The sequence below is a fragment of the Bacillus sp. FSL R10-2201 genome, assembly GCF_038008665.1.
GTDB lineage: Bacteria > Bacillota > Bacilli > Bacillales > Bacillaceae_G > Bacillus_A > Bacillus_A mycoides.
Window position 1 is genome coordinate 23,460 of record NZ_JBBOZP010000002.1, and the last position, 26,845, is coordinate 50,304.

At 33.0% G+C, this 26,845-nt stretch carries 25 protein-coding genes, 5 pseudogenes and 1 other annotated feature; of the genes and pseudogenes, 17 read left to right on the top strand and 13 right to left on the bottom strand.

Translation table 11 applies throughout. The annotated features are described in order from the left end of the window. Positions 1-330 precede the first annotated feature (330 nt). Positions 331-924, bottom strand: a pseudogene (locus NSQ69_RS27250) (site-specific integrase); the annotation flags it as partial. A gap of 244 nt (positions 925-1,168) precedes the next feature. On the opposite strand from NSQ69_RS27250, the gene NSQ69_RS27255 reads away from it, so the two are divergent. Next, positions 1,169-1,816 (top strand): hypothetical protein, encoded by a 648-nt coding sequence (locus NSQ69_RS27255; protein WP_341099934.1) that lies wholly within the window; start codon positions 1,169-1,171, stop codon positions 1,814-1,816. Positions 1,817-2,181: 365 nt separating this feature from the next. Here NSQ69_RS27255 and NSQ69_RS27260 read toward each other — a convergent pair whose 3' ends face one another. Further along, positions 2,182-2,850, bottom strand: coding sequence for a hypothetical protein (locus tag NSQ69_RS27260; protein ID WP_341099936.1), 669 nt, complete (start codon positions 2,848-2,850; stop codon positions 2,182-2,184). A gap of 1,361 nt (positions 2,851-4,211) precedes the next feature. Here NSQ69_RS27260 and NSQ69_RS27265 point away from each other — a divergent pair. Continuing rightward, positions 4,212-4,361: a hypothetical protein gene (locus tag NSQ69_RS27265; protein WP_341099937.1), complete on the top strand. Its 150-nt coding sequence runs from the start codon at positions 4,212-4,214 to the stop codon at positions 4,359-4,361. Between the two features lie 504 nt (positions 4,362-4,865). On the opposite strand, the gene NSQ69_RS27270 is transcribed toward NSQ69_RS27265, so the two are convergent. The 4 genes from NSQ69_RS27270 to NSQ69_RS27285 form a co-directional block, all read right to left on the bottom strand. Next, a complete protein-coding gene (locus NSQ69_RS27270; protein WP_341099938.1) occupies positions 4,866-5,405 on the bottom strand; it encodes a hypothetical protein in 540 nt (179 codons plus the stop codon). Between the two features lie 471 nt (positions 5,406-5,876). Further along, positions 5,877-6,041 (bottom strand): hypothetical protein, encoded by a 165-nt coding sequence (locus NSQ69_RS27275; protein ID WP_341099939.1) that lies wholly within the window; start codon positions 6,039-6,041, stop codon positions 5,877-5,879. Between the two features lie 711 nt (positions 6,042-6,752). Further along, entirely contained in the window at positions 6,753-7,637 is an 885-nt protein-coding gene (locus tag NSQ69_RS27280) for a nucleotide-binding protein (protein ID WP_341099940.1), read from the bottom strand. A 246-nt stretch (positions 7,638-7,883) separates the two neighbouring features. Beyond that, the gene (locus tag NSQ69_RS27285) at positions 7,884-9,314 is read right to left on the bottom strand and encodes an IS4 family transposase (RefSeq protein ID WP_341099942.1); all 1,431 of its coding nucleotides are present in this window, start codon (positions 9,312-9,314) and stop codon (positions 7,884-7,886) included. Between the two features lie 348 nt (positions 9,315-9,662). On the opposite strand from NSQ69_RS27285, the gene NSQ69_RS27290 reads away from it, so the two are divergent. Both NSQ69_RS27290 and NSQ69_RS27295 read left to right on the top strand, forming a co-directional pair. Beyond that, positions 9,663-9,881 carry a hypothetical protein gene (locus tag NSQ69_RS27290; RefSeq protein ID WP_341099943.1) on the top strand — a complete coding sequence of 73 codons (219 nt, stop codon included), beginning with the start codon at positions 9,663-9,665 and terminating at the stop codon, positions 9,879-9,881. A gap of 66 nt (positions 9,882-9,947) precedes the next feature. After that, positions 9,948-10,076: a hypothetical protein gene (locus tag NSQ69_RS27295; RefSeq protein WP_341099944.1), complete on the top strand. Its 129-nt coding sequence runs from the start codon at positions 9,948-9,950 to the stop codon at positions 10,074-10,076. A gap of 104 nt (positions 10,077-10,180) precedes the next feature. Here the strand turns inward: NSQ69_RS27295 and NSQ69_RS27300 are convergent, their stop codons facing one another. After that, positions 10,181-10,591: a DUF1878 family protein gene (locus NSQ69_RS27300; protein ID WP_341099945.1), complete on the bottom strand. Its 411-nt coding sequence runs from the start codon at positions 10,589-10,591 to the stop codon at positions 10,181-10,183. 285 nt (positions 10,592-10,876) lie between these two features. On the opposite strand from NSQ69_RS27300, the gene NSQ69_RS27305 reads away from it, so the two are divergent. Continuing rightward, the gene (locus NSQ69_RS27305; RefSeq protein WP_341099946.1) at positions 10,877-11,662 is read left to right on the top strand and encodes a MerR family transcriptional regulator; all 786 of its coding nucleotides are present in this window, start codon (positions 10,877-10,879) and stop codon (positions 11,660-11,662) included. 58 nt (positions 11,663-11,720) lie between these two features. Further along, the gene (locus NSQ69_RS27310) at positions 11,721-12,476 is read left to right on the top strand and encodes an SDR family NAD(P)-dependent oxidoreductase (RefSeq protein WP_341099947.1); all 756 of its coding nucleotides are present in this window, start codon (positions 11,721-11,723) and stop codon (positions 12,474-12,476) included. Between the two features lie 278 nt (positions 12,477-12,754). Here NSQ69_RS27310 and NSQ69_RS27315 read toward each other — a convergent pair whose 3' ends face one another. Continuing rightward, positions 12,755-13,198: an Lrp/AsnC family transcriptional regulator gene (locus NSQ69_RS27315; protein WP_341099949.1), complete on the bottom strand. Its 444-nt coding sequence runs from the start codon at positions 13,196-13,198 to the stop codon at positions 12,755-12,757. Between the two features lie 294 nt (positions 13,199-13,492). Here NSQ69_RS27315 and NSQ69_RS27320 point away from each other — a divergent pair, with 294 nt between their 5' ends. The 4 genes from NSQ69_RS27320 (at position 13,493) to NSQ69_RS27335 (ending at position 18,784) form a co-directional block, all read left to right on the top strand. Then, the gene (locus NSQ69_RS27320; RefSeq protein ID WP_341099950.1) at positions 13,493-14,374 is read left to right on the top strand and encodes an NAD(P)-dependent oxidoreductase; all 882 of its coding nucleotides are present in this window, start codon (positions 13,493-13,495) and stop codon (positions 14,372-14,374) included. Continuing rightward, entirely contained in the window at positions 14,371-15,585 is a 1,215-nt protein-coding gene (locus NSQ69_RS27325) for an MFS transporter (protein ID WP_341099952.1), read from the top strand. Before NSQ69_RS27320 ends, NSQ69_RS27325 begins: the two co-directional genes overlap by 4 nt. Positions 15,586-15,973: 388 nt before the next feature. Further along, positions 15,974-16,226 (top strand) — a binding site (T-box leader). Positions 16,227-16,299: 73 nt separating this feature from the next. Next, complete coding sequence (locus NSQ69_RS27330) at positions 16,300-17,124, top strand: hypothetical protein (protein ID WP_341099955.1); 825 nt, start codon at positions 16,300-16,302, stop codon at positions 17,122-17,124. A 964-nt stretch (positions 17,125-18,088) separates the two neighbouring features. Beyond that, on the top strand, positions 18,089-18,784 hold the full coding sequence (locus tag NSQ69_RS27335) for a CsxC family protein (RefSeq protein WP_341099957.1): 696 nt from the start codon (positions 18,089-18,091) through the stop codon (positions 18,782-18,784). A 599-nt stretch (positions 18,785-19,383) separates the two neighbouring features. On the opposite strand, the gene NSQ69_RS27340 is transcribed toward NSQ69_RS27335, so the two are convergent. The 3 genes and pseudogenes from NSQ69_RS27340 to NSQ69_RS27350 form a co-directional block, all read right to left on the bottom strand. Next, positions 19,384-19,770, bottom strand: coding sequence for a hypothetical protein (locus tag NSQ69_RS27340; RefSeq protein WP_048516930.1), 387 nt, complete (start codon positions 19,768-19,770; stop codon positions 19,384-19,386). Between the two features lie 234 nt (positions 19,771-20,004). Then, positions 20,005-20,343, bottom strand: coding sequence for a hypothetical protein (locus NSQ69_RS27345; RefSeq protein ID WP_016128102.1), 339 nt, complete (start codon positions 20,341-20,343; stop codon positions 20,005-20,007). A 58-nt stretch (positions 20,344-20,401) separates the two neighbouring features. Beyond that, a pseudogene (locus NSQ69_RS27350) lies at positions 20,402-20,566 on the bottom strand (MarR family transcriptional regulator); the annotation flags it as partial. 47 nt (positions 20,567-20,613) lie between these two features. On the opposite strand from NSQ69_RS27350, the pseudogene NSQ69_RS27355 reads away from it, so the two are divergent. The 3 genes and pseudogenes from NSQ69_RS27355 to NSQ69_RS27365 all read left to right on the top strand — a co-directional run. Then, a pseudogene (locus tag NSQ69_RS27355) lies at positions 20,614-20,918 on the top strand (transposase); the annotation flags it as partial. A 715-nt stretch (positions 20,919-21,633) separates the two neighbouring features. Further along, positions 21,634-21,954 (top strand): hypothetical protein, encoded by a 321-nt coding sequence (locus NSQ69_RS27360; RefSeq protein WP_233206287.1) that lies wholly within the window; start codon positions 21,634-21,636, stop codon positions 21,952-21,954. Positions 21,955-22,682: 728 nt separating this feature from the next. After that, on the top strand, positions 22,683-22,877 hold the full coding sequence (locus NSQ69_RS27365) for a hypothetical protein (protein ID WP_016103990.1): 195 nt from the start codon (positions 22,683-22,685) through the stop codon (positions 22,875-22,877). A gap of 135 nt (positions 22,878-23,012) precedes the next feature. Here the strand turns inward: NSQ69_RS27365 and NSQ69_RS27370 are convergent, their stop codons facing one another. After that, on the bottom strand, positions 23,013-23,153 hold the full coding sequence (locus NSQ69_RS27370) for a DUF3956 family protein (protein ID WP_341099987.1): 141 nt from the start codon (positions 23,151-23,153) through the stop codon (positions 23,013-23,015). A gap of 534 nt (positions 23,154-23,687) precedes the next feature. On the opposite strand from NSQ69_RS27370, the pseudogene NSQ69_RS27375 reads away from it, so the two are divergent. From NSQ69_RS27375 to NSQ69_RS27385, 3 genes and pseudogenes are all read left to right on the top strand, one after another. After that, a pseudogene (locus NSQ69_RS27375) lies at positions 23,688-23,777 on the top strand (YncE family protein); the annotation flags it as partial. A 390-nt stretch (positions 23,778-24,167) separates the two neighbouring features. Beyond that, positions 24,168-24,341, top strand: a complete 174-nt coding sequence (locus tag NSQ69_RS27380; RefSeq protein ID WP_341099960.1) for a hypothetical protein — start codon at positions 24,168-24,170, stop codon at positions 24,339-24,341. Positions 24,342-24,394: 53 nt separating this feature from the next. Then, positions 24,395-25,486: a tetratricopeptide repeat-containing glycosyltransferase family 2 protein gene (locus NSQ69_RS27385; protein WP_098780734.1), complete on the top strand. Its 1,092-nt coding sequence runs from the start codon at positions 24,395-24,397 to the stop codon at positions 25,484-25,486. Between the two features lie 76 nt (positions 25,487-25,562). On the opposite strand, the gene NSQ69_RS27390 is transcribed toward NSQ69_RS27385, so the two are convergent. After that, a complete protein-coding gene (locus NSQ69_RS27390) occupies positions 25,563-26,129 on the bottom strand; it encodes a hypothetical protein (RefSeq protein ID WP_341099961.1) in 567 nt (188 codons plus the stop codon). A gap of 433 nt (positions 26,130-26,562) precedes the next feature. Here NSQ69_RS27390 and NSQ69_RS27395 point away from each other — a divergent pair. Further along, positions 26,563-26,844, top strand: a pseudogene (locus tag NSQ69_RS27395) (IS4 family transposase); the annotation flags it as partial. Between the last annotated feature and the right edge of the window lies 1 nt (position 26,845).

Below are 26,845 nucleotides of genomic sequence, written 5' to 3' on the forward strand. Positions count from 1 at the left end.
TTATATTTATATTTGTGTTTGCGGAACTAGTTGTTTTTGAGTGTAGAAAAATCGCGCTATGTTATTAAAACAAAAAAGAGTATCATGGCATAGCGCTATGTTACTTTTTTTTTGAATCTATTTTGATCATTTGAATTTGAAAGATATCATTGTCTTTTATGCCCAGGACTTGCATTTCTTCTTTTAGTGAGCGCCAGGATTCAATTCTGATAGATTTAGTAGTTCTATCCAGTAAAGTGTATTGGTGGATATAATATGATTCCTCATTTTTTCTCATTGTTAATCCTCTGTTTTCATTTGATTTATTAATTTTATGTAGGTGTGTAAAAATTACATATTAAGTGAAGGGGGTGAGTCTGTATTTGCTGTTGATCGTTTATTGTAATCATAATACCTTTTTAAGGATAAATTAGATTTAAATCCTATTTGCTGCATGATTTGTTCAGGTGTATTGCTCTCTTGAATTCTTCTTAAAATATAGGTGTTTCGAAAATGTTGAGAAGAAATTCCCTTTCGGAGATTAGCACGTTTCACTTCTAAACGAATCATTTTTTGTATTGATATTTCAGTTAGGAACTTTGGTGCATCATTATCATAACTCCAATGATATGTCCCACGTGTAAAATCAAAAGCAATAAATAGTGGATCATTGCTGTGATATTTAGGGCGTACAGGTTCAGGGATAGTTTTATAGTAATTGTATAAGTGTAATTTATCTTCTTCCTTCAAATAAATGGTTCTATTTATTTTTGAGTCTTCAGGAATCGATAAAGTGTTATTTTCGAAATGAACGTGTGCCATTCGTAAAGAAACAAGCTCTTTTAAAGATAGTCCATAATCCAGGAGTAATATAACGATAGAAATATTCCGCTCTAAGATCATTGGGCGTGTTGATTGTTGTTTTTCTGTAAGGCCTTCTAAAGAGAAACCTAAGGAAAAAGTAGTAAACGGAAAATCTGTTTATGAAACTTATTTAAATGGAGTTCTTTTCTTCGTAGGGGATACGAAAGAACCATTTGTAGGTGATGGAGAACTTTATAATAAGGATGGAAATATAAAATGTTCTGGTCATTTTGATTCAAAACATTTTATTTCGGGAATTGTCTATGGATATTACAACTCTACAAAAGAATGTTATGAAATTATTTATGATATAAATACTAAAATTTTGGGAATTAAAAAGGGGATTCTATATAAATTAGCTGATGATAATAATCAATATTTTTATAACGGTAGATTTAAAGATGGTAAGGTTTTTAATGGAATTACAACCTTATTTCATAAGAACAAGAAGATTAGTTATCAAGGAGAGCTTAAAGATGGACTTATTAATGGTCAAGGATCATATTATAATGAGCATGGAAGTGTAGAATTTGAAGGTATTTTGAAAAATGGATTAAAAGTTAATGGTATCGAATTTATTAATGGCATACAATGCTTTAAAGGTAAATTTAAATACTCGAAACCATGGAATGGAATAGCTAACAACTATGATTTATCATATCAAGTCAAGAAGTTTACAGGAGAGATACATGAAGGAACTCCTATAAACGGTGAAGGATTAATCTTCAATAGAGACAGCGAAGGCAAAGATTTATTTGATTTACAGGCATATGAAGAGTGGCAAGAGGAAAAAGTAGAAGAAGAAGCGCAATTTGAAGAAAGTCCAGCTTACATTGAAGATAGGGCGAGCTTTTATAATGAGGAAATACGTCGAAATAATCATTATTGGAATGAATTTATTAAAGCTAAGTGGAATAAAGGCGTTGTGACTGAAGCTGATAATAAAGAAATAAATAAAAAAATTTATACTTAAAGTTTAAAGATACCGTCTCTAACAAACATCATATATTAATAAAAATAGAGCCCTGTATTATCAGGACTCTATTTTTATAGTTTCATGATAAACTTGCGCAATGTATTTAACAAAATTAGTTATTAAGAAGCTTGTTTTTTTACGAGAACGAACTTTTTTAGAGCGACCGTTTTTTACAACATGAAGAACATCTAATTCTTTTATAACCTTTATTTTGAATTGTTTTTGAAACATCTACGATAATTGTGTTAGCTAAAATATTTACTACATAACCATTTAATTTTAAAGAAGGATTCGCTCTTATCTCCTTATTATATGAGCTAATGCTTGAAGAAGGACATTTACAAAATTTCCATATGTAATATTTAATTCTGTTGTATGATGTTACTATCAAAAAATTGGTTACATTGTTGAGGTGTTATATTCGTATCAGTTGGTGTTGGAAACATTAAATTATCACTACTTGCGTTATGATCTGGATCATTAGGAAACGGATTAGGATCATTTGCCCGACCACTTGAATTACTAAAATTTAGTACATGACCTAACTCATGTGCCAAGAATAAAGGCTCAGCTTCTTCACTTAATAAAATAATATAATTGTTATCACCATGGGGTTCCGCACGAGCAACGACATTAGAAGGACTGCCATTTTTTATGAAAAAACTTCCCTCTACGAAACAAACTAAAACATTTATTTCATCAAAATATATTTTTATTGTATCAAAAACATTGAATACGTCTTGAGGTAAATTATCAACATCTATATTTTCTGCTATCAAGCGAGTATCCAGCGTAGCATAACGAGGATCACTACAACCTTTACACTTTGCCCAAACATTTCTAATCGTAAAAGTTTGTTCGCAAGATAAGAATATAGCTTCAGCTTGCTTTATATGTTCAGTTATCCTTGTATGCTCATCCCCTCCTGTATTAGCATTTTTTGAGTACCACATTTGTACATTAATGTAATTTCCAAAAGGTATAGGAGTTCTTGGGTGTCTAGTATTATTATCTAGTGGTTTATTATTCATATGTCTATTCCACCTTTCTTTAAATTGTTTATCTTTTTTATTATGTACTAGAGATATACAGATGATTCAGGAGTCTTACTGAGAAAGGATTAAAGTACTTCACTAAGCCTTCTTCTAACATACGATCTAAATCTTTCAATTGCTTATCATTCTTTAAGATGTTTAATGAAAAAATCTTAGATCCCCCCTAAACTCTCTTATAACCACTTATTTTCGTTTTTAACACATTTATTCTTGTTTAATCCTTATCTGCTAATTAAATATTCGTTACAGAGTAATCTGAGAAACCTTTTCCAATCCTTAAACTAAAAAGAACTTGTAGGGATCCCTACGAGTTCTTTTTAGTTTAAGGTGAATATACGGGACAAACAAACTATCTTATAGATTCATCATAGTAACTACAGGGGTAATGCTTTGACAAGTATATTATATAACAAATATTAACATGTAGAGTTTTAATATTCGAAAATTATGTGAATTCAGAAGCGAAAACGAAAGTCCGTCTTCCCTCCTTAAAAATCCCGCTTATATATTTTGTATAAGCCACTTTAAATTAACGTTGATATCATAATAAATTAGTGAAAATATAGATATATGTAAATACAGAAGAATGAGGGATTCCTACTGAAAGACATATATTTATATTCAATAGTAATTAACTACAAGAAAATAAATTCCGTATTATAACTACATATAATTCTTGAATATATGTAAGTAAAGTTTTCTTATCTTTTTTACTTATATAATGAAGAAATTATTTGTTTAATTTTTTAGCTATTTTAAAAATAAATCTTTTTATAATAATATTACACTGTATCTGCAAAAAACAGACACCTTAGGTACCACATACTACATTCATATGTACAAAGAGAGTTTTTAAGGATATTGGTGGTAAGTTTGGACAAGTTGACTATAAAACAACTGGTGATTTATACGGTGTCGGGGCATGTATTAAAAATCTAAACAAAAAGGATGATGTAAATGTGCTATATGTAAACAAGAAACTAAGTATGACAATAAATACGAAGTTGGTCTGAACGATGGCATATGGCTGTTTCTAGTGAAAATAATAGGGTTTCAATAGTAATAAGCACGGGGATGGCATCCCAAAACAACAGCTTACAAAATTAAAATTTTTATCAAACGATAGGTTTAGCTAAAACATTTTAAATAAATTCAACAAAAAATATTAATAAATAAGTGTTAATTTCTGGGGTTATATTTAGTTTTTAAAATGTACGTTAAACTGAAACATGTTATTATAAATCCATAGCCAAATCAACGACCAAATTTATCATGTGAAGTTAGTTTCTACCTATTTCTATCAAAAATCAAATAGATAGAAAGGAGGTGAAATAATAATGGAAAACATACTTTTATTTTTAGTAAAAGGAATGCTTTTAGGTATTGGTCAACAAGTCGGAGATTCTCTATCGAACTCGTTAAAAATAAAAGAAAAAACCACTCAAATGACGGCAATCATTAAAGAGTGGTTCGAGAAAAATAAATAAAACGACTAGCGAACTAACTTCGCCAATTGGCTATAAAAAACAAGGGTACGGCAATACTCTTGTTTTTTTACTTTGTATAATTGTGTAAGTACACAATTTACAATGCATCTAAATGTACACAAAAAAGTGTCACAATAGGGTCTACTCTAAGTGTACAATTAAATTATATCACCGAATCACAAAAATTAAACCAATTGTTCCCCTGTAATCCATATCCACATGAATTACTGATTTAAGTTTTTATATTTTAAAATTCACATTTTACCAAAAGTCTTCCACGGTATTTCTACTATTTAAACTGTAACGCCCGTTACATTGGAATCACCGCTTTTGTTGCCTTTAACCTTAACTTTAAACCATAGACTCCGACAAAATAGAATTTACAACAATATGTTCAATTTTATTTGGAGTTTGTCCCAAAGCGCCAAAACAATCTGCTCGATGATCCAATATAAGGGGTCCCGACCACATTTTAATTTCGAATATTTTACAAATAAATTCTAGTTACTTTTCACTACTAATTGAAGCTTCATTCTCAAAAGCTTGTATATGTTCTGGATGAAAAGCAAACCAGGGGGCATATAACATACACTGTATTTTAAGTAAATCTAAAGCAGTTTTACTCACATCTTGAGCAGATCCTTTTAAAGAATAATTTGAAGCAGGAAGAAAGGTTGAACCGCAACTAACGCACGGATCATATACAGTTTTCTGCTTATATTGTTCTCTTTTCATGGGATTATTAATATCTTTATATACTACATAAGTCATCATAATACTTAGCTGAAAAGGAGTTGGAAAGTATCCTAATCCCTCTTTATATCCTCTCCCTGTTTGTTCACATAAGATAATCGACATATTACTTGGGTATTTTTGTATTAAGAAGATGTTAAAGTGTTTATAATAGTGCTGACTTAATTTTTCTGTTATTTTTGGGGAGGTTTTCGTTAACACCAATCCCCAATGTAACCACTGAATAAATGTACTCATACTTGCTTCATGGTAATCTAAACATTTTTGAAGCATTTTTATAAGTTGTTTCAAAGCCTTTATTATTAGAGGTTACCCATTCAATTTGTGGAATTGGTCCAGAACGCCCTGGGACGATCCAGGGGCACTTTTTTTATGCAACGTAACTTTTTATAACTTATTAGTTTATGGTTGTCAACTATGGACGTAAAATGTATAATGAACGTAGATAGAAAAGCTGGACACTGGACACTTGGACAAGCTGGATGCATGACGGTATAAACTTGATGGACGACCTTAGCAGCTCGACTACGGACGTTTGGATGGGGGACATACTTATGTGGGGACAGTTTGGACTAGTAACAACCAATGTGCTGTTTCAGAAAAAAACATATGCCAGTGGACATTTATACACTGGACAAGCTATAAATTAAATTAATGGTTTTAACTTACTACGGTAAGTGCATAATATAAAAAGACGAGATGCGTCAACATCCCGTCCAATTCGTAACTATCGCCGCAAGGTGGCTGGTTGCAAAGAAAAATTTATTTGTTCTTCTTAGAACCACCTCTTTTACGTTTGGTCGACGTCGGGGTGGTTCTTTTACGTTTATTATTACGTTTGGCTACTAGTTTGTTTGCATACGCAGCAGCAAGTGTCGTCAAAAACACCTTTGCAGCGTCTTGTAATAATTGCAGTAAAATATCCATTCGGTTACACCTCCCTCCATCATCAAATGACGAAAGGTTGCAACCGCCCACCCACGTTTCTAGTTACTATCAATATCATACCATAAAGTGGTACATCTGCAATACATAGATAACGAAAAACACTCTATCTCGGACGCATACAACTAGTAGAGTCTTTTTTATTGTAAACATATTTCGTATCCTGTATAAAAGATTCGGGTATATTGTGCTAGGAACCATTTTTGACGTTTGACCGACGTTGATGGTGGTTCTTTGCTTATGTATAAATAAAAAATAAAGCCCTGGTTCGTACCAAGACGTTACTATGGGTGTTTTTTACAGCTTATGCAAATAATCTAGTCAAAAAACTCGGCAGTAAACGTAAAAGAACCGCCCCTAAAAATGCCTGCAAGCGAAAGGGCGGTTCTAAAAAAAGATAATTTAATTTTAGCAACTGCCCACCTTGCGGTAGCAGTTACTTGGACAGGATGTTGACGCATCCTGTCTTTATTAGTGTATACACACTGTTTAAAAATATACTAGCTGCTAATAATCTAGTAATTATGGTTGGTGTTTTACTAATTTTGATAAAGATGAATTATAAGGGGCTATACTTTCATTTATAAGTATTTAACGCCTTTGCATACAATTACATTAGATAAGTCTAAAAGAACTGTTATAAACGAATATGAAAAGCTTTTTTAGAAAGCATTTTAATGATAGCTCAGAGTTTTATAGATCATTCAAATCAATAGCATAACCGGAACTTCTTAATTCTTTTGCAAGCTGAAGCTCCCAACTACCCTCAGATCCCATTGAAATATACACTACTCCAGATATATCATTTGGTGTTTCGACTGTATCTTTCACTAGTGCAGCTACATTTTTTCTTCCGATTTTCCCTATTAAAAACCCATGTTCAAAAACAACATTTTGTCTAGCACGAGGATTTAAATTATCCTCTTCCCCTGCTTTTGAACCAAGATCACATGGTGTGTATAAGACTACACCATATCCTACATTTGAATGCGATTCAATTTTTTCAATTATTGTTTTTCCTTCGTTTGCTTGTTGATGAAGGATAATCGGTCTTAATCCTAATCTTCTAATAAGGTCGGAAACTTGTGTTTTAGCAAAGTCATCATGTCCATGCACAATAAATACCTTTGTTCTATCAATTTCAGATTCATCATTTGCAGCATTATTATTTGTAACTATAACACTATTTGAAAATTCATCTGTTGTATGTCCTTCCTCTCTTAGCTTATCCTTTGCTAAGGAGAACATAATTTTTGTTATATCTGTTGTATATTCTTCATTGTTCATTATGTCTGAAGCTCTACTTATTGAAACTACTCGAGACGCCAACGCTAATTCTTCTTCAATTTCTAAAAATTTTTTTGAAGATATATGAGATCGTTTAATAATAATTCTATCTATACTTTCCGGTTCAATAAAGTACCCATCAAAATGTATTTTTTCATTTTTTAAGTACGGTATTATAACTTCCTCTATAATTTCATTTTGAGAGCTAGTGTCTAATTCATATACATTTCTGAATGCATTTTTTGTGTGAATACCTGTGTGAAAATGCGCAACTTGCCTCTTTAAAACCATCTATAATCCCTCCGCAAACTTTTGTAATTTTAATAATATAAATATAAATTATAACTCTATAATTACACTACACTATTTATAGGGTGTAAAGAATTTTATCTATAAGGGGTACCGCCACATCGCTATCAAGCTAAGCTTATTCAAAGTCAATTTTAGGCGAGATTGTTTCTTTTTTCTAAAGGGCAAGTGTAGGTAATTTGAAAATTTGCATACGAAATAAACCCTAACGGGTTTCGCTTTTTTGAATTAAGCGGCTTGATTATCAGACATGGTACAATTGTAAACGACACTTAATATATCAAAGACCGTTTTTTTCTCATATCGATGAGATTTCCGCCCGTTTTGCTGTAGTAGATTGAACAGGCGAATTAACACTTTTGATAGCTCTTGGGTGTCTTTTTGAATAGTTTGGAATAGAAGAAGAAAATAGTCTTTAATCGTATATATTGCTTTATACTCACTCAGTTCCCATTTTTTCTTCATGAGGAGTAATTGGCGCATTTGAAACATGATAGAAGAACAGAGTAGAATGGCAATCAATTGACCATATAAATGGCACTCCAATCGTTCTGGTTTTATCTTTTTACAATGATGAATTTGAAAGAATGACTTCCACGTGTTAAATAAAATTTCGATTTGCCAACGCAAAGAATACCAGTCATGTACCTGTCCCATCGGGACAATATCTATAGGGATGTTTGTCATATACACATTTATACCAATGAGCCGTTTACTACGAGGAGAATATGTCATTCCTTTCTTTTTCTCTCGAACAGCTTGATCTCGTAGACGTTTTTGTTGTTGCTCTTCGGTAAGTCGATGGACGATGACACGAGTTGGTACTTTGTCACTCATCCCTACATAAGCATCTGTTATTTCATAGGTTTGTCCTGAGTGAAGGGAATTCATCAAATTCTCCATATCTAACTGAATGTATTGCGTACTCTTCTTTATTCGTCCATCTCGGAAGTAATCTGGGTTAGGATTTTTCTGATAAATACGTGTATTGGATTTAATACGGGAGATATAGTAAGCTTTGCTATCGTGTATATGTTGAAGATCTTTGAGGTGAAAATAGCCTAAATCTCGGATACACAAATCATTCGCTTTCACAGTCGGGACGCACAAAGAATCGTAGGTTCGATCATGTTGTTTACCTGGTCCTGTATGAATGTGGAGGAACTGTCCACTTAAAAGGTCATATTCAAGTTGAATTTTTATACCAGCCTTATGGCTACAACCTCCTGCACCTGGATAAACCGATGAAAATACATCTGGAAGTTGAAATGCAGTTGAATCTAAGATGCGAATACTCTTAAAAATAGAAGTATAGGGAGAAGAACACAACCTAGATGAAGATAATTTTCGGTTCAGAAGTTTAGCTAATACTTGTTGTAGGAACTGCACGGCTGCGGCGTTAAATCGTTGATTCAGTCCTTCAGGACTGATGAGTACTGCTGTTGATGCTTCTAAACAACTACATAACTGGGTTAAGGAAGTTTTTGCTACACTTTGGCTTATCCATACGCATAAAGCGACTAAATCTTGTGCTCGATACTTACTTGTTCGCTGTACAAACCCAACATCTTTAGCTAGATTCTGTAAGGTATTTGGGGATAAAAGGCTCTGAATTTCCTGTGCAAATAGTTGTAGTTCATCAGATACAGAAATAGACATACAAAAAACGCCATCCTTTCCTATGATTCTACAGAAAGAATAACGTATTTTATTGATTTTGAGGGTATTTCTTTTTTTAGCTTGATAGCGATGGGGCTCAGCCCCTCGTCATCAAGTTGAAAAATTCATTATTCCCCAAAACGAAAAAACAAGTTAAATCCCCATAGATTACCATCTGAAAAAGTCATATCTATTTAGTAGGCCATTGAAAAAATCGTCATAGTTTAACTAGTAAAAGGCAATGTACTTGATACTTTCCATGTTTAATTCCATCAACAAAATTACAATTACATACCGTATTGTATGATATAATAATATAAGAATGTTTTGTTTAAAGGAGGATTTAAATTGGTTAAAAACTTACCTTTACTAATAGTTATTTTAATACTAGGTGTAAGCTCTTCTACATTAAGTATGAACGGATACTTTTCTCCAGTTATAGAATGGTCTTTAATGAGTATAAGCATTATTTTAAACATTACTGCAGTTATAGGTTTATCACTACACGTCTTTGTATATCAACCTATGAAAAGATTTGAAAAAAATTTAAAAGAGACTTTCAAATAAAATAATTATATATGGTGTAGCACCACATCGCTATCCAGCTAATAAAATTAACATGGAGGATTCAACATGAATAATCTAAAAAACTTCTTAAAAGAAAATCCTTTTATTAAATATTCTCTATATGTAATATTAGGAGCCGGAGTAGTAAAAACAGGTTATGAATTTGGTTATTTCATTACAAACTTCACATTATAAAACAAGAAGTGGTGTTAATTAACATAACAACACTCATCAGCAGTCAATCTAGAATCCTATTAAAGTCCCTTTAGAATATCTGAAGGGACTTTTTGTTTACATAATCAAACGTTATTACTAATTTGTAATTGCTCTAAAAGGTAATCACAGACATTCACAAAAATACATTGTTTTTTTAAACTTAATAACAAGTATTTCAATTCAAATTCTTGATGAAAAATCTTAGTGATATATAGTTTAAACTCATCTAAATTAGGCTTTTCTGAGCTGTATAGTATATCTAAAGGAAGTTTAAATTTAGAAAATAAATGATCATTTTGGGCAAAAATCGAAACTTCTTCTCTAGTTAATCGATCATGAAATGCAATTAAAATTTTTCTTAAAGCTTTTACTTGTTCTTCTTCAAATTCATAATCTATAACAAATCTATAAAATGGGAATTCGTCTGACTGAATCATACTTTGCATAAGTCTAAATTGATATCTTAATAAAGTCACTTCTTTGATTAAATCCATGTTCCTCCTCCTTCATTTCCCTAAATTAACCAGGTTATCATACCAATATATAACTTGAAATACAAATACCTATGATATATCACCCATACAATTTTAATTAACATAACCTATCATTATCAATAGTCAACGATGCATAAAATTTTCGTTATGGGGGTAATTAAAAATATTAGCTTGATGGCGATGTGGCGGTACCCCAAGTAGAAGATTCACGTTTTAATAAATTGAACTTAAATCTTATAATGTATATTATAAATTTAAATAAAATTGATAGTAGGTGATTCATAAGTGAACAATAATTTACTTCTGATAAAAGACTTTAGCAAGTTAACTGGCTTATCACGAAAAGCTTTGTATCTGTATGATGAACATAATATTTTGAACCCTGTGTTTATTAATCCGAATAATGATTATAGATATTATGATAAGAATCAGTTACTAACTGCTAAACGAATAAATTTATTAAAACAAGCAGGGTTTAGCTTATATGAAATCAGCAAAATCATTCATAGAAAGTTATCAGATGCTGAAATAAGTAATTTAATAGAAGAAAAACTTCAATTGGAAATAAATAAGATAAAAGATGCAAATCAAACAATAAATAAATTGAAAGGCCTGAATCCTGCAATTACGATTTTAAATAACGAAGTAAAAAAAGAGTATCTAGAATCATTGTTCGTATATGAATATGAATTATTACCAAATGAAAATATATGTGTAGCACTGAATAACCTAGAAGAATTAGTTAGCGAAATTAATGTTAAAAAGAATGAAAGAATCATCACATATAAACTGATAGATAATAAAATTCACCCTATTCGTATCGCCTTACAATTAAAAAATTACGAACTAAATCAATTGGCAATCACAAGTTATTTTGGTTTTCAAGCGCAAAAGTTTTTCTATGAAATTGATCCTTATCAAGAAGAATCGATATTAAAAATAAATGAGATAATGAAAAAAAATGAAATAGAATTATCCGAACCATATATTTATGAACGTATATTAAGTTCGGATGATTATCTATATTCCTCCAAACGCCTTTCGGAATTTATTTTTCCGTCTAAGTATTAAGTATTTGACCTTACCCTTAGGTTAACCCTTACACTCTCTTTAAAGGGAGGTATAATACATGAAAAAAAATAATTATGCATTGGTAACAGGAGCTTCTAGAGGGATAGGAAAGGCAATCGCAATCCAACTTGCAAATGATGGATTCAATTTATTATTACATTATAATCAAAATATAGAAAAGGCTAATCAAGTCAAAGCAGAAATTGAATCGATTGGCAGACAAGTACATTTAATTCAAGGTGATTTCAATTCCAGTGAAGGGATTAACGAATTCATCGAAAAAACCAAGGAAATGCTAATCCAAGATAGTAATGTATCACTGCATACAATTGTTCACAATGCTGGACATGCTACATCAAATGGATTTGGAGAAGTGGACTATGATGAGTTCGATCGTCTATTTAATGCAAATGTTAAAGCGCCATATTTTATCACACAATCTCTAATCGGATTTATAGCATTCAATGGTAGGATAATAAATCTATCATCGGGTGTGACACGTATCGCATTCCCACATATGATGATATACAGTATGACAAAAGGCGCAATTAATACAATGACGTTTACACTAGCAAAGGAATTGGGTGAAAAAGGCATTACGATTAATTCCGTAATGCCTGGAATCATTGATACGGATTCAACTGCTAACTGGCTGCATACAGAAGAAGGTCAAGAAAATGCAAAGAATATGAGTGCTTTAAAAAGAGAGGGTCAACCAGAAGAAATTGCAAATGTTGTTTCATTTCTAGCGAGTGAAAAAGCGAGTTTTATTACGGGGCATAATATGGATGTAACTGGTGGAAGTCATCTGTAATTAGGTACATCTAGCTTTTGAATAAAGATGTGTTAATATTAGATTTTATTAAAATAAAATCTAATATTAACACTACAAAAGTAGAAAAAGACTAGTAAATTTACTAGTCTTTTTCTACTTTTTTTATCATTAGCACCTTATTCAATAATTTCTAGGTTCACCTGTAAAATAGCTTTGAGCATACCTGGAAAAAGTTCTTCTAGATCATTATAAAGTAACGAGTAAAAATGTTGCGTTCCTTTCTGAAAAATAATAAAGTGATTCTATTTCACATGCTATTAATCTAGGGTTTCTGTTTTCGGAAGTAATGCCTTGTTTTCAAACTTGTTTGAGAGCACCATTAAGGTGGTGAAATTGCCATGTTTATTACAGGCATCACTAAATTCCTCCAATGTCTCCATCGATTCGGTTACCACCTTAAGTAAATAATTGAACTGACCACTTATTCGGTATAAATCGATTACCTCAGGTGATTGCTCGCAAAAGTCTATAAAAGAATGACAGTCATAGGATTGTATAAGGATAAACGCTGAGATACATTTTCCAATACTATGCGGGGAAACAGAAGCCTGATATCCCGTAACGATTCCTTTCTCTTCTAGCTTTTTCACCCTTTCTTTTACTGCTGGTTGTGTCATGTGGACCTCTTTGCTTAATTCGACCATCGAAATTCGCCCGTTTGTTTGTAACAACTCCAAGATATCTACATCAATTGCATCCATTTTACCACCTCCTTTTATTAATAAATTAAAAACAGCATTATAGCTATTTAAATAAGGTTTGTAAGTTATTATACATTATTATATATATGTACAGCGTACCTTTTATTTTATAAAATGACAATAGTCTTTATAAAGGAGCTACACAGTTCCATATAAAAGCATCTTTAATAGAGAGAGGAGGATTCTTATCATATAAAAAAATAAAGTCATAGAGTATGTGACAAATAAATTAAATAGGCTGAATGATGCTCTTACTTCATAAACATTCAGTTTATCATAGGAGGTCTTTATAATATGAACAATGTAAAGTTAAAAGGGAAAACAATCACCGTACTTGGTACAGGAATTATCGGTGCCCCTGTTGCTGCTAATTTACAAAAAAATGCGTTTCGTGTGCATGCATGGAACCGAACACTCTCTAAAGCAGAAAAGCTTCGATCTACTGGTATTCACGTGTTTGATACGCCACAAGAGGCGGTAAGTGGTGCTGATGTCATTATCAGTCTTCTCAAAGATGGAACTGCTGTATTAGAGGTCATGAAATCGGTAAAGCAAAGCTTGTCTAAGGGGATGATATGGATTCAAATGAGTACGGTTGGAATAACAGCGATTGATGAATTAGCTTCCTTTGCCAAACAACATGATTTAATTTTTTACGATGCACCTGTTCAGGGGACGAAACAGCCAGCGGAACAAGGACAGCTTGTTATTCTCGCCTCTGGGCCGACGGAAGAAAGGGAACGGATTAACCCCATTTTTGATGCGATAGGAAAACGAACAGTATGGGTTTCCGACCAAGCAGGAACAAGTAGTCGTTTAAAATTGGCATTAAACAGTTGGGTTTTTGCGTTAACACATGGTGTTGCAGAGAGTCTTACAATAGCAAAGGAACTAGGTATTGATCCAACACTTGTTGTCGATGTCGTTACTGGTGGACCAATGGATAATGCTTATTTTCAACAGAAGGCGGCAGCAATGATGAAGGACGACTATACAACCAGTTTTTCCATTGCTAATGCAGTGAAAGATGCACAATTAGTTGTGGAAGCTGCTGAACAAATGGGGATATCTATAGATATTACTCGTGCCGGATTGCAACGATTCCAACGTGCGCTTGACGCGGGACATGGGGACAAAGATATGGCGGCTTCCGGGTTAGTAGGAAGCAAACAGTGAGCGGGTATAAATCAGCTAGCCATACAAAAACATCCCATGCAGTTCAACTTCCTATATGGAATTTAATCGCCTTATCGGTTGCTAGTTTTCTTGCCATTATGACCGAGACGATACCAGCTGGATTACTGCCACAAATCAGTAAAGGGTTCAATGTTTCAGAGGCACTAGCAGGGCAATTGGTGACACTCTTTGCTATCGGTTCGGTTGTAGCGGCCATTCCCCTTGTTGCGTTAACAAGAGGATGGAGGCGAAAGAAAGTGTTATTACTGGCACTAAGTATCCTATTTCTTGCAAATATGGCAACGGCAATCTCTTCTCACTTTGTCCTTACCTTAGGATTACGTTTCCTTTCCGGAATGTCCACCGGATTGCTATGGGGGCTTGTGGCCGGATATGCTCGTCGGATGGTTGCACCATCTTTACAAGGTCGTGCGTTGGCGATTGCAGGGACAGGGCAACCAATCGCTTTATCATTAGGGCTACCCATGGGTACTTGGTTAGGAATGTTTTTGGAATGGCAATCTATTTTTATCATAATTGGTGTGCTTACACTTTTCTTGATGATATGGATATATATAAAAGTGCCAGATTTTTCTGGACAATCCACTCAACAACGGCAACCTATTTATGAGATTTTCCGAGTGCCTGGCGTTCTCCCGATATTGTGTGTCGTCTTTGTTTGGATCTTGGCTCATAACATTCTCTATACCTATATCGCCCCATACATGGCGTATGTTGGACTTGCTAATCACGTCGGTCTCGCTTTACTAACGTTCGGTATCTCATCGATAGTAGGGATTTGGGTGATAGGTGTATTTATTGATAACTATTTACGGATGATGACAATAATCAGTCTTGTTGGTTTCGCTGTTACGTCACTTGTGCTAGGAATCGCAAATGGTTTACCATTACTCATTTATATTGGAATAGCCGCTTGGGGCTTGACATTTGGTGGGGCACCAACATTATTACAAACGGCCATAGCAGATGCTGCTGGGGAAGGAGCAGATGTGGCTCAATCTATTTTTGTCACAATTTTCAACCTTGCAGTAGCTGGAGGTGGATTTGTTGGCGGAATGATGCTGAATCAATTAGGAGCGGGTTCTTTCCCATGGATACTCGCATTATTAAGTTTGCTCGGTTTCTTGATTGTGTATGGGGGAAAAACACATGCATTTAAGCCTAATCGAAATCATTTCGATGGTAATTAATAATGCTTACACCTTTATTTATGTCAAATACACATCCATAAGCTTATTATCTTTAATTGAAATATCACTTGCTTTGCACAAATTCAGATCGAATATTCAGATATAAACTTGTACAATCTATTAGAAACTTGGAAACAGCAAATAGGGGTCACCGTACATCGCTATCAAGCTAAGATAAATTTGTATCCATATAATCAAAAAAACGCTATTCTTTTTGTAGAAATATACAGAAAGAATAGCGTTTTTTTGCTTTATGGATAGTGAAAAACTTAAGTTCATAGTCATGTGGAGGGACCCTTATATAAAAAAATCAATAAATTTCTTTAAATAATCATTTGCATTTTTTTCTGAATAAATATATAATAACGTCTAATTAATCGAATTTGATTTAAATTCTATGAAGAGAAAGAGTAAGTTATTGTTTCTGTTCCAAAGAGAGCTGGTGTTTTGCTGAAAACCAGTGTTCAGATAATAACCGAAGATCATCTCCGAGAAGTAAAGCCGAATGTTTAGTAAGCTTTATCGGTTTCCTCCGTTAGAAGGGACAACGTATGATTGTACGTTTGTAAAGGGTAGTAAAATGTTATTTAAACATTTTATTAAACAAGAGTGGTACCGCGAGTTTCAATCTCGTCTCTTACTGAGACGGGATTTTTTGTTTTTTTAAGGGAATATTTTCACAATAAAAATTTAAGAAAAGCAGGTGAAAGCGTAATGAAGACGCTACTATTTGTAACAGATTTATATTATGAAGCAAAAGGAAGAAATTATTATGAAGAGGATTTATTCCTAACTTCTAAACTTAGAGAAGCATTTAATTTGGTCATCTGTCATCCTGAGGATATTGAAGCATTTGAAGATAATGCTAATTTGATTGTTTTCCGAAATGCAGGTCCAGTTGCAAATTTTAAAGACAAATATGAGGCTTTTCGTAAACGAATTGTTACTAAACATTTAAAAACATATAATGCGTTTAATGGGAAGGGTGATATGAATGGAAAAGAATATTTAATTGAACTAACAAATGCTCATTTTCCTGTTATTCCGACGATTGATACTCTTGATTCCCTAAGTAAACTCCCTAGTGTAGACAGATATATCGTAAAGCCGAAAAATGGAGCAGACTCCATTGGGATGGAATTTGTTACAAAAGATGAATTGAGTGAAAAAGTTAATTCAGAGTCAAAAGATACATTGGTACAACCATTTATCAATTTTGAATATGAAGTCTCATTTTATTTTATTGACAAAGAATTTCAGTATGCTCTTTATGCACCAAATAAAGATAAAAGATGGGAATTGAAAGAGTATGTACCTACGGAAGAAGATGTAGCTTTTGCTAAACGTTTCATCGACTGGAATAATCTTGACTGGGGGATTCAACGAGTTGATGCTTGCCGTAGCGAACAAGGGGGGCTTTTATTAGTCGAGTTAGAAGATTTAAACCCTTATCTTTCCTTATTAAAATTACCTGAAGAAACACGTCAGAACTTTATAGAAGCAATGAAAAAATCATTACAAAAAGCTCTTCAGAATTAAATTTCCACTGTTCTTATAGAATCATATCAGCTAATATAAGCATTTTAGTTATTCCACTAAAGGGCGCTTAAAAGAAGTAATTAAAGCCTAATTTCTCACTTATAACACCGAGAAATTAGGCTTTTTATATTTGAATTTCCTTAACTTTGTAAATCTGAATTTTTCTGACGCTACTCCTATAAGTAAGTGCAACTGAAGTCTCACCATACGCCCCCATCGCTATCAAATTAAGAAACACATTCTTCCCCAAAACGATAAAAATGAATTTCGGTCCTATAAAAAACACAAAATTTCCATTTAGGGGGTACTTTAAAATCTTAGGTTGATAGCAATGTGGTAGGACCCTTATATGGAGTTTTTGTTGTCGTTTGCTTGTTAAAAAAAGCACAGGAACTTGCAAGTATACTTGTAATAACTCTATTGTTAGTTATCAATGGATGGATATAAAGTGGGAGGCGTCTAAATTTGTAATTGTAAATAAAGAGGCTTGAGAAGAGGCCCCTAATTTTTTTGTGGTGTTTTTAATAGTCATAGTAAACGAATCTATATTAGCCAAATCCTAACTTCTACGATTGATTTCCTTATGATAGAAAGCTATCGGAGGGGAATTCATAATTTTCCTTATTCTGTTAAAGGGCCAAATGGTGAAGTGACTCAAGTTCAACCTAAATGTATGATTATGTTAAATTTTATAAGGGATATTATAAAGGGCTGTACGTAAATTAACGCACAGGTTAGATTAAGGTCCTTGCTGTTCAGATCGTAGTTAAAACCTATTTACTCGTTTTTTAACCAGGAACCTGCTAATTTAAAATTTTTAATGAGAAAGCCAATAAAATATCTACAAAAAATAAAAAAATTTAAAAACCTATTATACAAGCTTATACATCAATAAAAAAAACGAATATATTGCCATTGAACAGTTTTAAAAATCTAAAGTGATTTCAAAAGGAGATTAGATAATATGAGCGAACAATGTCCAATCAATGTACCTTGTCAGGTAGTAGGACAAACTCAAACACCATTAAGTGATGAAACTGCAACACCAATTCTTACTCCAGGAACACCGATTATAAAAGTACCAGTTGTATTAGCTGAAAGAACAATTCAAATTGTTGTAGAATCCGATATTTCATTAGATCCTCCAGCAGTTGAAATTAAACGTATCTTAAAAAACGTATTTTTAACACAATGTAAATTAGTTCCTGTAGCATTTACTCCAATACCAGGTACAAATTTCCGCCAAGTTACAAGAGCAAAATTATTTGTACAAGGATATATTCGTAAAAATATTGAATATGCATCTAGCTCGTGTAATGCACCTTTATTTGACCGTATTGCAAATGTTCCATTTTCTGGTTTTGCAGATTTAACAGCAGCTGATTTTCTATCACTAGCTATAGTAGCTTCTTCCTCAGACACTACATCTCACTTTATTAATCCTAAAAACGGTGATTTACCACGTTTAGACAAATACTTCTTCGAAAATACAGTTTTTTATAACGAACAACCATATTGTGAATTAATCAGCGCTCAATTTTTTGAATTAGACTTTTCCCCTTGTCCAACAGACTTAAACGAACCATTTGATACTCTTCGTGAAAAAATTGTACTAGACCTTACTTTAAAAGTTTTACAAGTACAACAAGTACAAGTATAAAACAAAGAAGCACTCATTTTGAGTGCTTCTTTGTTTTATACATTTGTAAGTAAGAAAACTTCTTATTTTTCAAAACCAACCCATTTAAAAAGAACACCAATGCCCGTTTTGGTGTTCTTAAAAGGAAAACTATAAAATGAAATAAGTGAGCGAAACCTATTCCAATACTACAATATATGCTTGTCTAACATTTATAGTGCTAAAAATTAAATATCATCACTAATAATAAACAAAAAGCTCGCTTCTTATCTTTTTTCAAATAAAAAGCAAAATTCTCTTTACCATTAGATTTTAATTTTTTTACCAAACAGACGATTCCAAAACGACTTCTTCTGTTCTGAAGCTGCTATGTCCTTATGATAAAAATTATAGAATTATTACTGCCACATTTAAAATGATGCCTAGATTCTTCGAAAAAAGGAGATCTTTATGCAAAGTACTTAATCCACTCCCTAAGTTTTTAGATGCCTCAAATCCCAATAAGTTTAAGCTATATTTTGTCCTCCCTCTGTTCTAAGCAATTCTTCATTTTCTATATAGTGTTTTCGTTGCAACCGATAATCTGTTTTATGTTAACTTAAAATGAATATCATATATATTTAAAATTTCAAAGTTGCCCAAGAGCCTAATTTTGTTTTAACTCCAAATGTTTTTAGCCATTTTCCTACTAAATTCTTATGTTGATGTTCAATATTTATCCAAAGAGTTTTATTTTGAACATATACTATAAAATTTACTCTGGATACATAACTTAAATGGATAGTTCCTGAGACACTAGTACTTGTTCTATTAAGAATAATACTTCTCTGTCCTGCTACTTTCACTTCTATCTGGCATTCATGAACTATCCAGTTTACAGGTATACCTTGTATATTTGTACTTCCAGAATCAATATAGTTACCTTTTCCACCAGTAACAGCACAATCTTGTGTGCCAGTAGTAGAGCCGTCTCCCGTTCCTGTACTAGAATCCGATAATACTTGCAAACCGCTTAATTCTTCAAGTAAATAACTTAAATTCCCATAATTAACACCTGTTCTGTCACTTATAATATTTTTTAACTCTACTCGATTAGTCTGAGTATCATATGTGCCAACAATAGCTGTAATAGTCCCTAAAAAAGAATTAAAAAAACTCCTTTTGTACTATCAATAATATTGCGTTATGTTAACCCTCTAAGAATAAATATTCATAGAATTTTTTTGTGAATTTAATATAGGTTAGTAAACAAGCATGTTTCCTATTAAAACATAGAATAATATAACCCTTGTTCGATAGGAGGTATAAAAATGAATTGGAATAATGATTGCTGTAAGCATAAACATCATAACCATTGTTGTGAGCATAAGCATCGTAATGATTGCTGTAAGCATAAGCATCATAATCATCGTTGTGAGCATAAACATCATAATCATTGTTGTGAGCATAAGCATCATAATCATCGTTGTGAGCATAAACATCATAACCATTGTTGTGAGCATAAGCATCATAATCATCGTTGTGAACATAAACACCATAATCATTTTTGTAAATGTGTTATTTGTTGTCATCGCAACCATTGGTAAAAAAGTTCATGATTTTTAGTTTTTAAAAAAGTGCAATAGATATTGCACTTTTTTAAAATAAATATACAGGTGATTTATACCTTTTCTTATTTCCTTCAAGTTGAATATCACGTAATGCTTTTGTAAAGATTTGTTGTGTAGTCCTACAAATATCATCCTTTGGTGAATTACATAATATGTTTGAATTAACAAACCAGGTACGAGATGAACAAGTCCTTTAAAAAATAAAGAAAAGAAATTCTAATGAATGCTTTTCTCCAATTTAATCGGCGATTTAACTCGGCTTCTGTAGCCTTCTTTCGAACTGTATTCACTACACTTCTACAAGCTAAAATTGGGGATTATCTAAGATTTCTCATGCTCTTTCTGCTTACTTTGAGCGTATTCTTATCCTTGATTCTACAACATTTCAAGTGCCGGATCGATTTGCATCTACTTATCCTGGTGCCGGAGGATGTAGTCATAAAGCTGGTGTAAAAATCCAACTAGAGTATGACTTGTTGAGTGGAGAATTTTCTGATGTGAAAATTGAACCAGGAAAACGAAGTGATCAGGCGTATGGTGCTACCCATATTCCAGTGTGGCGGGTGCAAATTACTCGTATTCGTCATACTGTTTCTATATTATGTTTAGTATTCAGCTCAGAATGCGTCCTCTGGACTGATGGTGAACATAATGCCTTTCTATTGTTTGTTAATGTCGTCTCTCGAAAATGGGAATGGGGTGGTTGTTCATGATTGAATGAACATCGCGTTTCTAAAAAGAAATAAGAATAAATTAGATCTTTATCATTACATTACTTCGATTGCTCATTAGTAATTACTCACGATCTTTATTAATGACCAAAACGAGGGCAAGGAGCTTCCGCTCTTTGTTTGAGCCAATATAGACAGATTCCCCTCTGTCCTCCTTGTGTGTTGGTCCAAATAAGGTGCCGGAAGAAATTATGCGTCTTATAGATTAAACCTTTATACACGTTGTATAAACGAAATTGGTGATAATGACATTAAGTAGCCGACTCCACGGAGGATAAACGAGAAGATTCTTATTCTTCTCCCAGTCACCGAACGTAAAGCGCGTAGCTAAGAATAGCTAGAAAATTATATGATGCGGTGATTTGGAGAAGGTTGAGAGTAATCAGCCTTAAATTGATTCATTTCGAAATTCCCCTTTCGTGAATGTTTCTCCTATCTCCTTTTAGAGCGGTCACTTCGGTGATGGCTTTTTGTTTTTGGGGTAGAAATAGAAATGAAATTCCTTTTAATGTGTCATTGAAGGGAAAGGGTGATGAGAATGAAATCTACTACAGAAAAACCAGAATTTGTAATTCGAAGTAAAGACTCAGAATTTGAGGACTTTGTAGAAAGTTTACTGAAGTGCGAACGATTAGAGGGCAAAGCAGTTATTGGTATTGCAAAAGCAATAGTTGCAGGGAATAATTTAAGTAAAGACCAAATTGATACTTTTATAAAATACGGATTGTTAAAAGATAATTATGTAGAGGAATGCGAGATGTGTCTTATTCCAATCCCCTGGTCAGAGATGTTGTACGCTTTAGATGACAATCTTTGTGACCATTGCAGAAATGTGATAGAAGAAGATTAGAAAAGAGCATCCATAATAGGTGCTTTTTCTTTGTTATATAGACATTACACATTAAACATATTTAAACTTTGTCTTAGGTATAATTGGGGTTAAGATCCATATAATAATACAGAACGGTTTTCCAACTAGTTACCCCATAAGTTTTACGAGAGAGCACTTAAGTTGGGGGAGTGCTCTCTTTCGTTTGCACATAAGGAGGTTCTCGGCATACAATATCAGGTCAACATAAATATGCCATTACTCGCTTAAAGAGCTCTATAAATAGGGATAGAGCTCTTTTTTATTTTACATTCATGCATATTGGGTAATTTCAAGCATAGAATAGTAGTGTCCAGGTAAATATTGATATGTACATTGAGTTGCTCCTTGTATTCCGAAAAGGCACCTTACTTAGGTGTCTTTTTATTTGCACCTTTTGAGATGGACGAGCATATATTGAATTATGGGACAAGTTCTTCGTGTCTCATTCAATACTCATAGGAAACCCCTTATCACATTAAGAGCATCCACGGCAAGGGTGCTCTTTTAAATTTGAACAAAATGGACATCTGATGAGGTTATAACATGTATATAGGATTAACCGTTTTAGGCGCTGTCGTGATCGGTTTAGTGTCTTATTTGTTGTTAATGAAAATAGGTAGAGAAGATAGACTAGTAAACAAGCTGTTTTCTACTTTTAAACATAGAATATGATGAATCCTATTAAAATGAGGGGGGGACTTATATTCATGAGAGATGATTGTCGTTTCGAGAACTTCAGAGATTGTGATAGATTTTGGGATGATTTAATGTTCGGTAGACGCAGACATAGAGATTTTGATGACCGTCGTTGTAGACGTGACCGTGACTGCGATTGTGATGAATGTCGTCGCAGACGTAACCATGATCGTGACCGAGATTTTGATGACCGTCGGGATTGGTAAATCCCTTTGGAAGAGTGCTTTGAAGAAAAGCGCTCTTTTTTTGTTCAAGAATTTTCTGGTCTTATTTGCTAAGGAAAGATAAGGATAAATAAAAAAAGAGAGCCGAAGCCCTCTTTTGGAATCGAAATCGATTAATTAAGAACAAATTGGAATCCCTAACGCTATTAAAGCCAATGCTACTTGAAGAGAAATCTCTAATCTAGCAATTTCGATTCCAGCAACTGAGACAACTAAAAAAGGTTGGCCATTTACGAATAGAACACAACGAACGAAAATAAACAAGGCTCAAATGAGCCCTGCTTGGTGGAGTTGGATAACTAATATCCCAATAGAAATAATAAAATACGGTGAAATGTTAAATTCTGATTTAAATCCGTTTGGTGTTGTGAGTTTTAGTTTCATAATTTTTCGCCCTCTCGTTATTTGCCTTACACTTCTATATACAACGAAGAGGATAGATTTCCACATGAAAACTGAACAAATATACTGATAGTTAACAAAGTGAAGTTTATGCAGGAATTAACGAGGGTTTTAAGGTGGAAATAGCGTAAAATCAACGATGTATAAAAGGTATTGTAAACGGAAGCTCCCGAAAGTACCACAAACGTTGATATGACAGTGTATTTCCCAAAAACCTAGTTTACATAAGTTATGTTAGGGGTCCCGCCACATGCCCATCAACTTAAAAAAAGTAAACACCCCAAAGAAGAAAAAATGAGCTGACTTCTCAAAATAACTACATGTAGAGAAAGAAAATTTTCATTTAGGTGATACATTAAAATGTTAAGTTGATGGGCATGGGGAAGCGATAACGTTTCTGTGATTGATGGGCTAATAAATAGCGTGATTGCTACTATACCAGTTGGGGTTGTTCCATCTGGTATAGTAATCAATCCTTAAATAAAATATAAAACAATAAGATTGATAAGTGAGGTTACTTCCGCATTTGAAAACTATGTAAATATTATGAGAAAAGACTCTATCCCTTAGGAGAGTCTTTTTGGTTGTTATAAAAATCGTTTAATCAGGTATGACTCGCAACATTAGCTATACAGCTAGATAGCGTGCTTACAATAATTGATTGCATTCTGATTCCATATTTACCTTTGATAGTATAATATTTTCGTTGAGGGGATATTTCAAAATATTAGCTTGATGGTCATGGATTATACCAAAAATTAAGCCAATATCTCATTTAAAAAATTACATTTAGCATTTTTTAAGGAAAACATTAATAAAAATAAACTAAATGAGATGATTTTATGGGAGAGAAAAAGCTACATTTAGGTTGTGAACGGACCATTCTCGAAAACTGGGACAGAGATATTAGATGATGTGAATACGTACCGGAGTATTGTTCTTGAAATGATAGTTGAACTACGAGCTATAAAACCAGTTCGAGAACCACAACGTGAACTACTTACAGCCCCACCTATTGAGATTCGTTTAGGTACTACGTTTTAGGTGGAAAATCTAAATTCAAATAAAATAAAGATATCTATAACAGAGGTGTTCAGATGATTACAATTAGTTTATGTATGATTGTAAAAAATGAAGAAAAAACACTTAATAGATGTTTAGAATCAGTTAAAGGTATCCCCGATGAAATTATTATTGTAGATACAGGCTCAACAGATCAAACGAAACAAATAGCTAGTAAGTGGACTCAACAAATTTTAGATTTCAAATGGGTGAATGATTTCTCGGCAGCTCGAAATTATTCCTTTCATCAAGCTTCAATGGACTACATTTTATGGTTAGATGCGGATGATATACTTTTACCAGAGGAACGTCAAAAGCTACTTGCTTTAAAACAATCACTCACTCAAAATATTGATGCAGTTTCCATGATTTATCATGCAGAAATTGATAAATTTAATAATGTTTTAACCAGCATTCGCCGCAATAGATTAGTTAAAACAAGTAAAAATTTTCAATGGTACGGCGTTGTTCATGAAGAACTGAGTATTTATGATCAATATAATGCGCTCGAAAGTGACATCATAGTCACCCATAAAAAAAATTATACCAATAATGAATCAGATCGAAATCTCAAACTATATGAACAATTTTTGAAAAAGAATAAAGGTAAAATGACAGTTCACGATATATTTCATTATGCCAGAGAATTACATAAACATAAAAAATATAAACAAGCCATTGAATTTTATAACAAGTTCTTAGACTACAAAGAAATCCAATTAGAACACAGGCTTTTTGTTATGCATAAATTAGCTAGTTGTTATCATCTAATCGGAAATTTTAAAAAAGAAAAAGAAATCACATTTCAGTCTTTAGAATACGATGTTCCTCAACCGGAATTCAGCTGTCGCCTAGGCGAATTCTTTCTTAAGAATAACCAGTTTTCTCAAGCTGCCTATTGGTATAAACAAGCTATAGAAGCACCTTTAGCTAATTCCGTTCATTTCATTGAACAACAACCCTTTAAAAGTTGGTTACCGCATAAACAATTAGCGTTTTGTTACTTTCAGCTAAAAGACTATAAACAGACTTATCATCATAATAAAATGGTTCTTAGTTTCTTACCAACTGATGAGGAGACCCTTAATAATATTAAAGTAATCGAGGAGTTAATGATGATTGATTAGCAATCATAGGATGTTTGATCATCTTTGAACTACTCACCACTTAACGCCCTAACGGACTGTTTGAAGTGGGAGATTCCTAAGTACTCATTTTTATGGAAACTTTTACAAAATCTTTCTCTATAAAATTGAAAGCAAAGGGAGATTTGTATATTTGGTATTCCTTTTGGTTTTTAAAATTGGCTTCACGTGCCAAAACATTAGCAAGGATTTTTTCTTCGAGGATGCTAAATTGATACTCCTCTTTAATGTCTTTTGATTCTATAAGGCCTTGAAAGGGAACGTCACCTTGGATTCTATAGTTTGGAATTACCTTGTTATAAGCTAATGCTGTATAAGTAACAGTCTTACGGATAAATCCCGAAATAGTGACTACTTCTGAACACACCTTTTCAATCGTAGTAAATATCTGTCTATCAACTTTGATGGTTCCTTTTTTTGCAGGAGGAACTAACTGGATTTTATGCTCTATAAATTGTCTAAAGCACAATGTTTTTGATTTGGGGGATTTTGGCTGTTTTTTCGGTTTTGGAGTTTCAGGAAAGCATGAAGATAATCTTGTTACTTCAGGAAGGCCTGATAAATTAATATGTGGAAAATAAGGCGTGCTTGTTATAATGAAATTTTTCTTGTAATGTAAATTCATATACGTTTCCTCACCTTTCCAATGGAATATAGTGTAAAATATGTCCTCCTCATCATATATGCTTCTTTTTGACAAGGAATTTTTCAAAATGTGCTCATGTCATATATCGATAGGATTTTTTAGTAATAGGGGTGGCACCCCATCGCCATCAAGCTAAAATTTTAAAGTACCCCCATAATGAAAATTTTTTTCATTATTAACTACTGATAACGAGAAATATGTGAAATATGCCCTTTTTATAATAATTATAAGGTAGGATTTTTATTTTTAGGTATATTATATGGACTGGAGTTGAAAGTCAGTTTTTTGTTTCTCAACCAATTATACAGAATTTTCTTTTACTTCGTTTGTCATTTTCAATGAATCTTGATAAAATATGAATTACATATCGAAACACCCTTGTTGGATACCTGCGCCTCTCTGTGCAGGTATTTTTAATACTGCAGCCATGCAATTTCTACAACAAGTGTTAGCCTAACTTCTTAACAAAAAGTTTTCTTCAACTAAGCTACTCTCTCTCCATACACTTATATTTTCAAGCGTATTCGTATCCTAGATTCAACTGTATTTCAACTTCCTGATGTATTTTCGCCTGTTTATCCAGGTGTAGGTGGATGCAGCTATACAGCGGGGGAAGTTCGGCTTGAGTATGATCCTATTAAGTGGACAATCCCAACATATTCATACAGATTCAGGTAAACAACATGATCCAACTC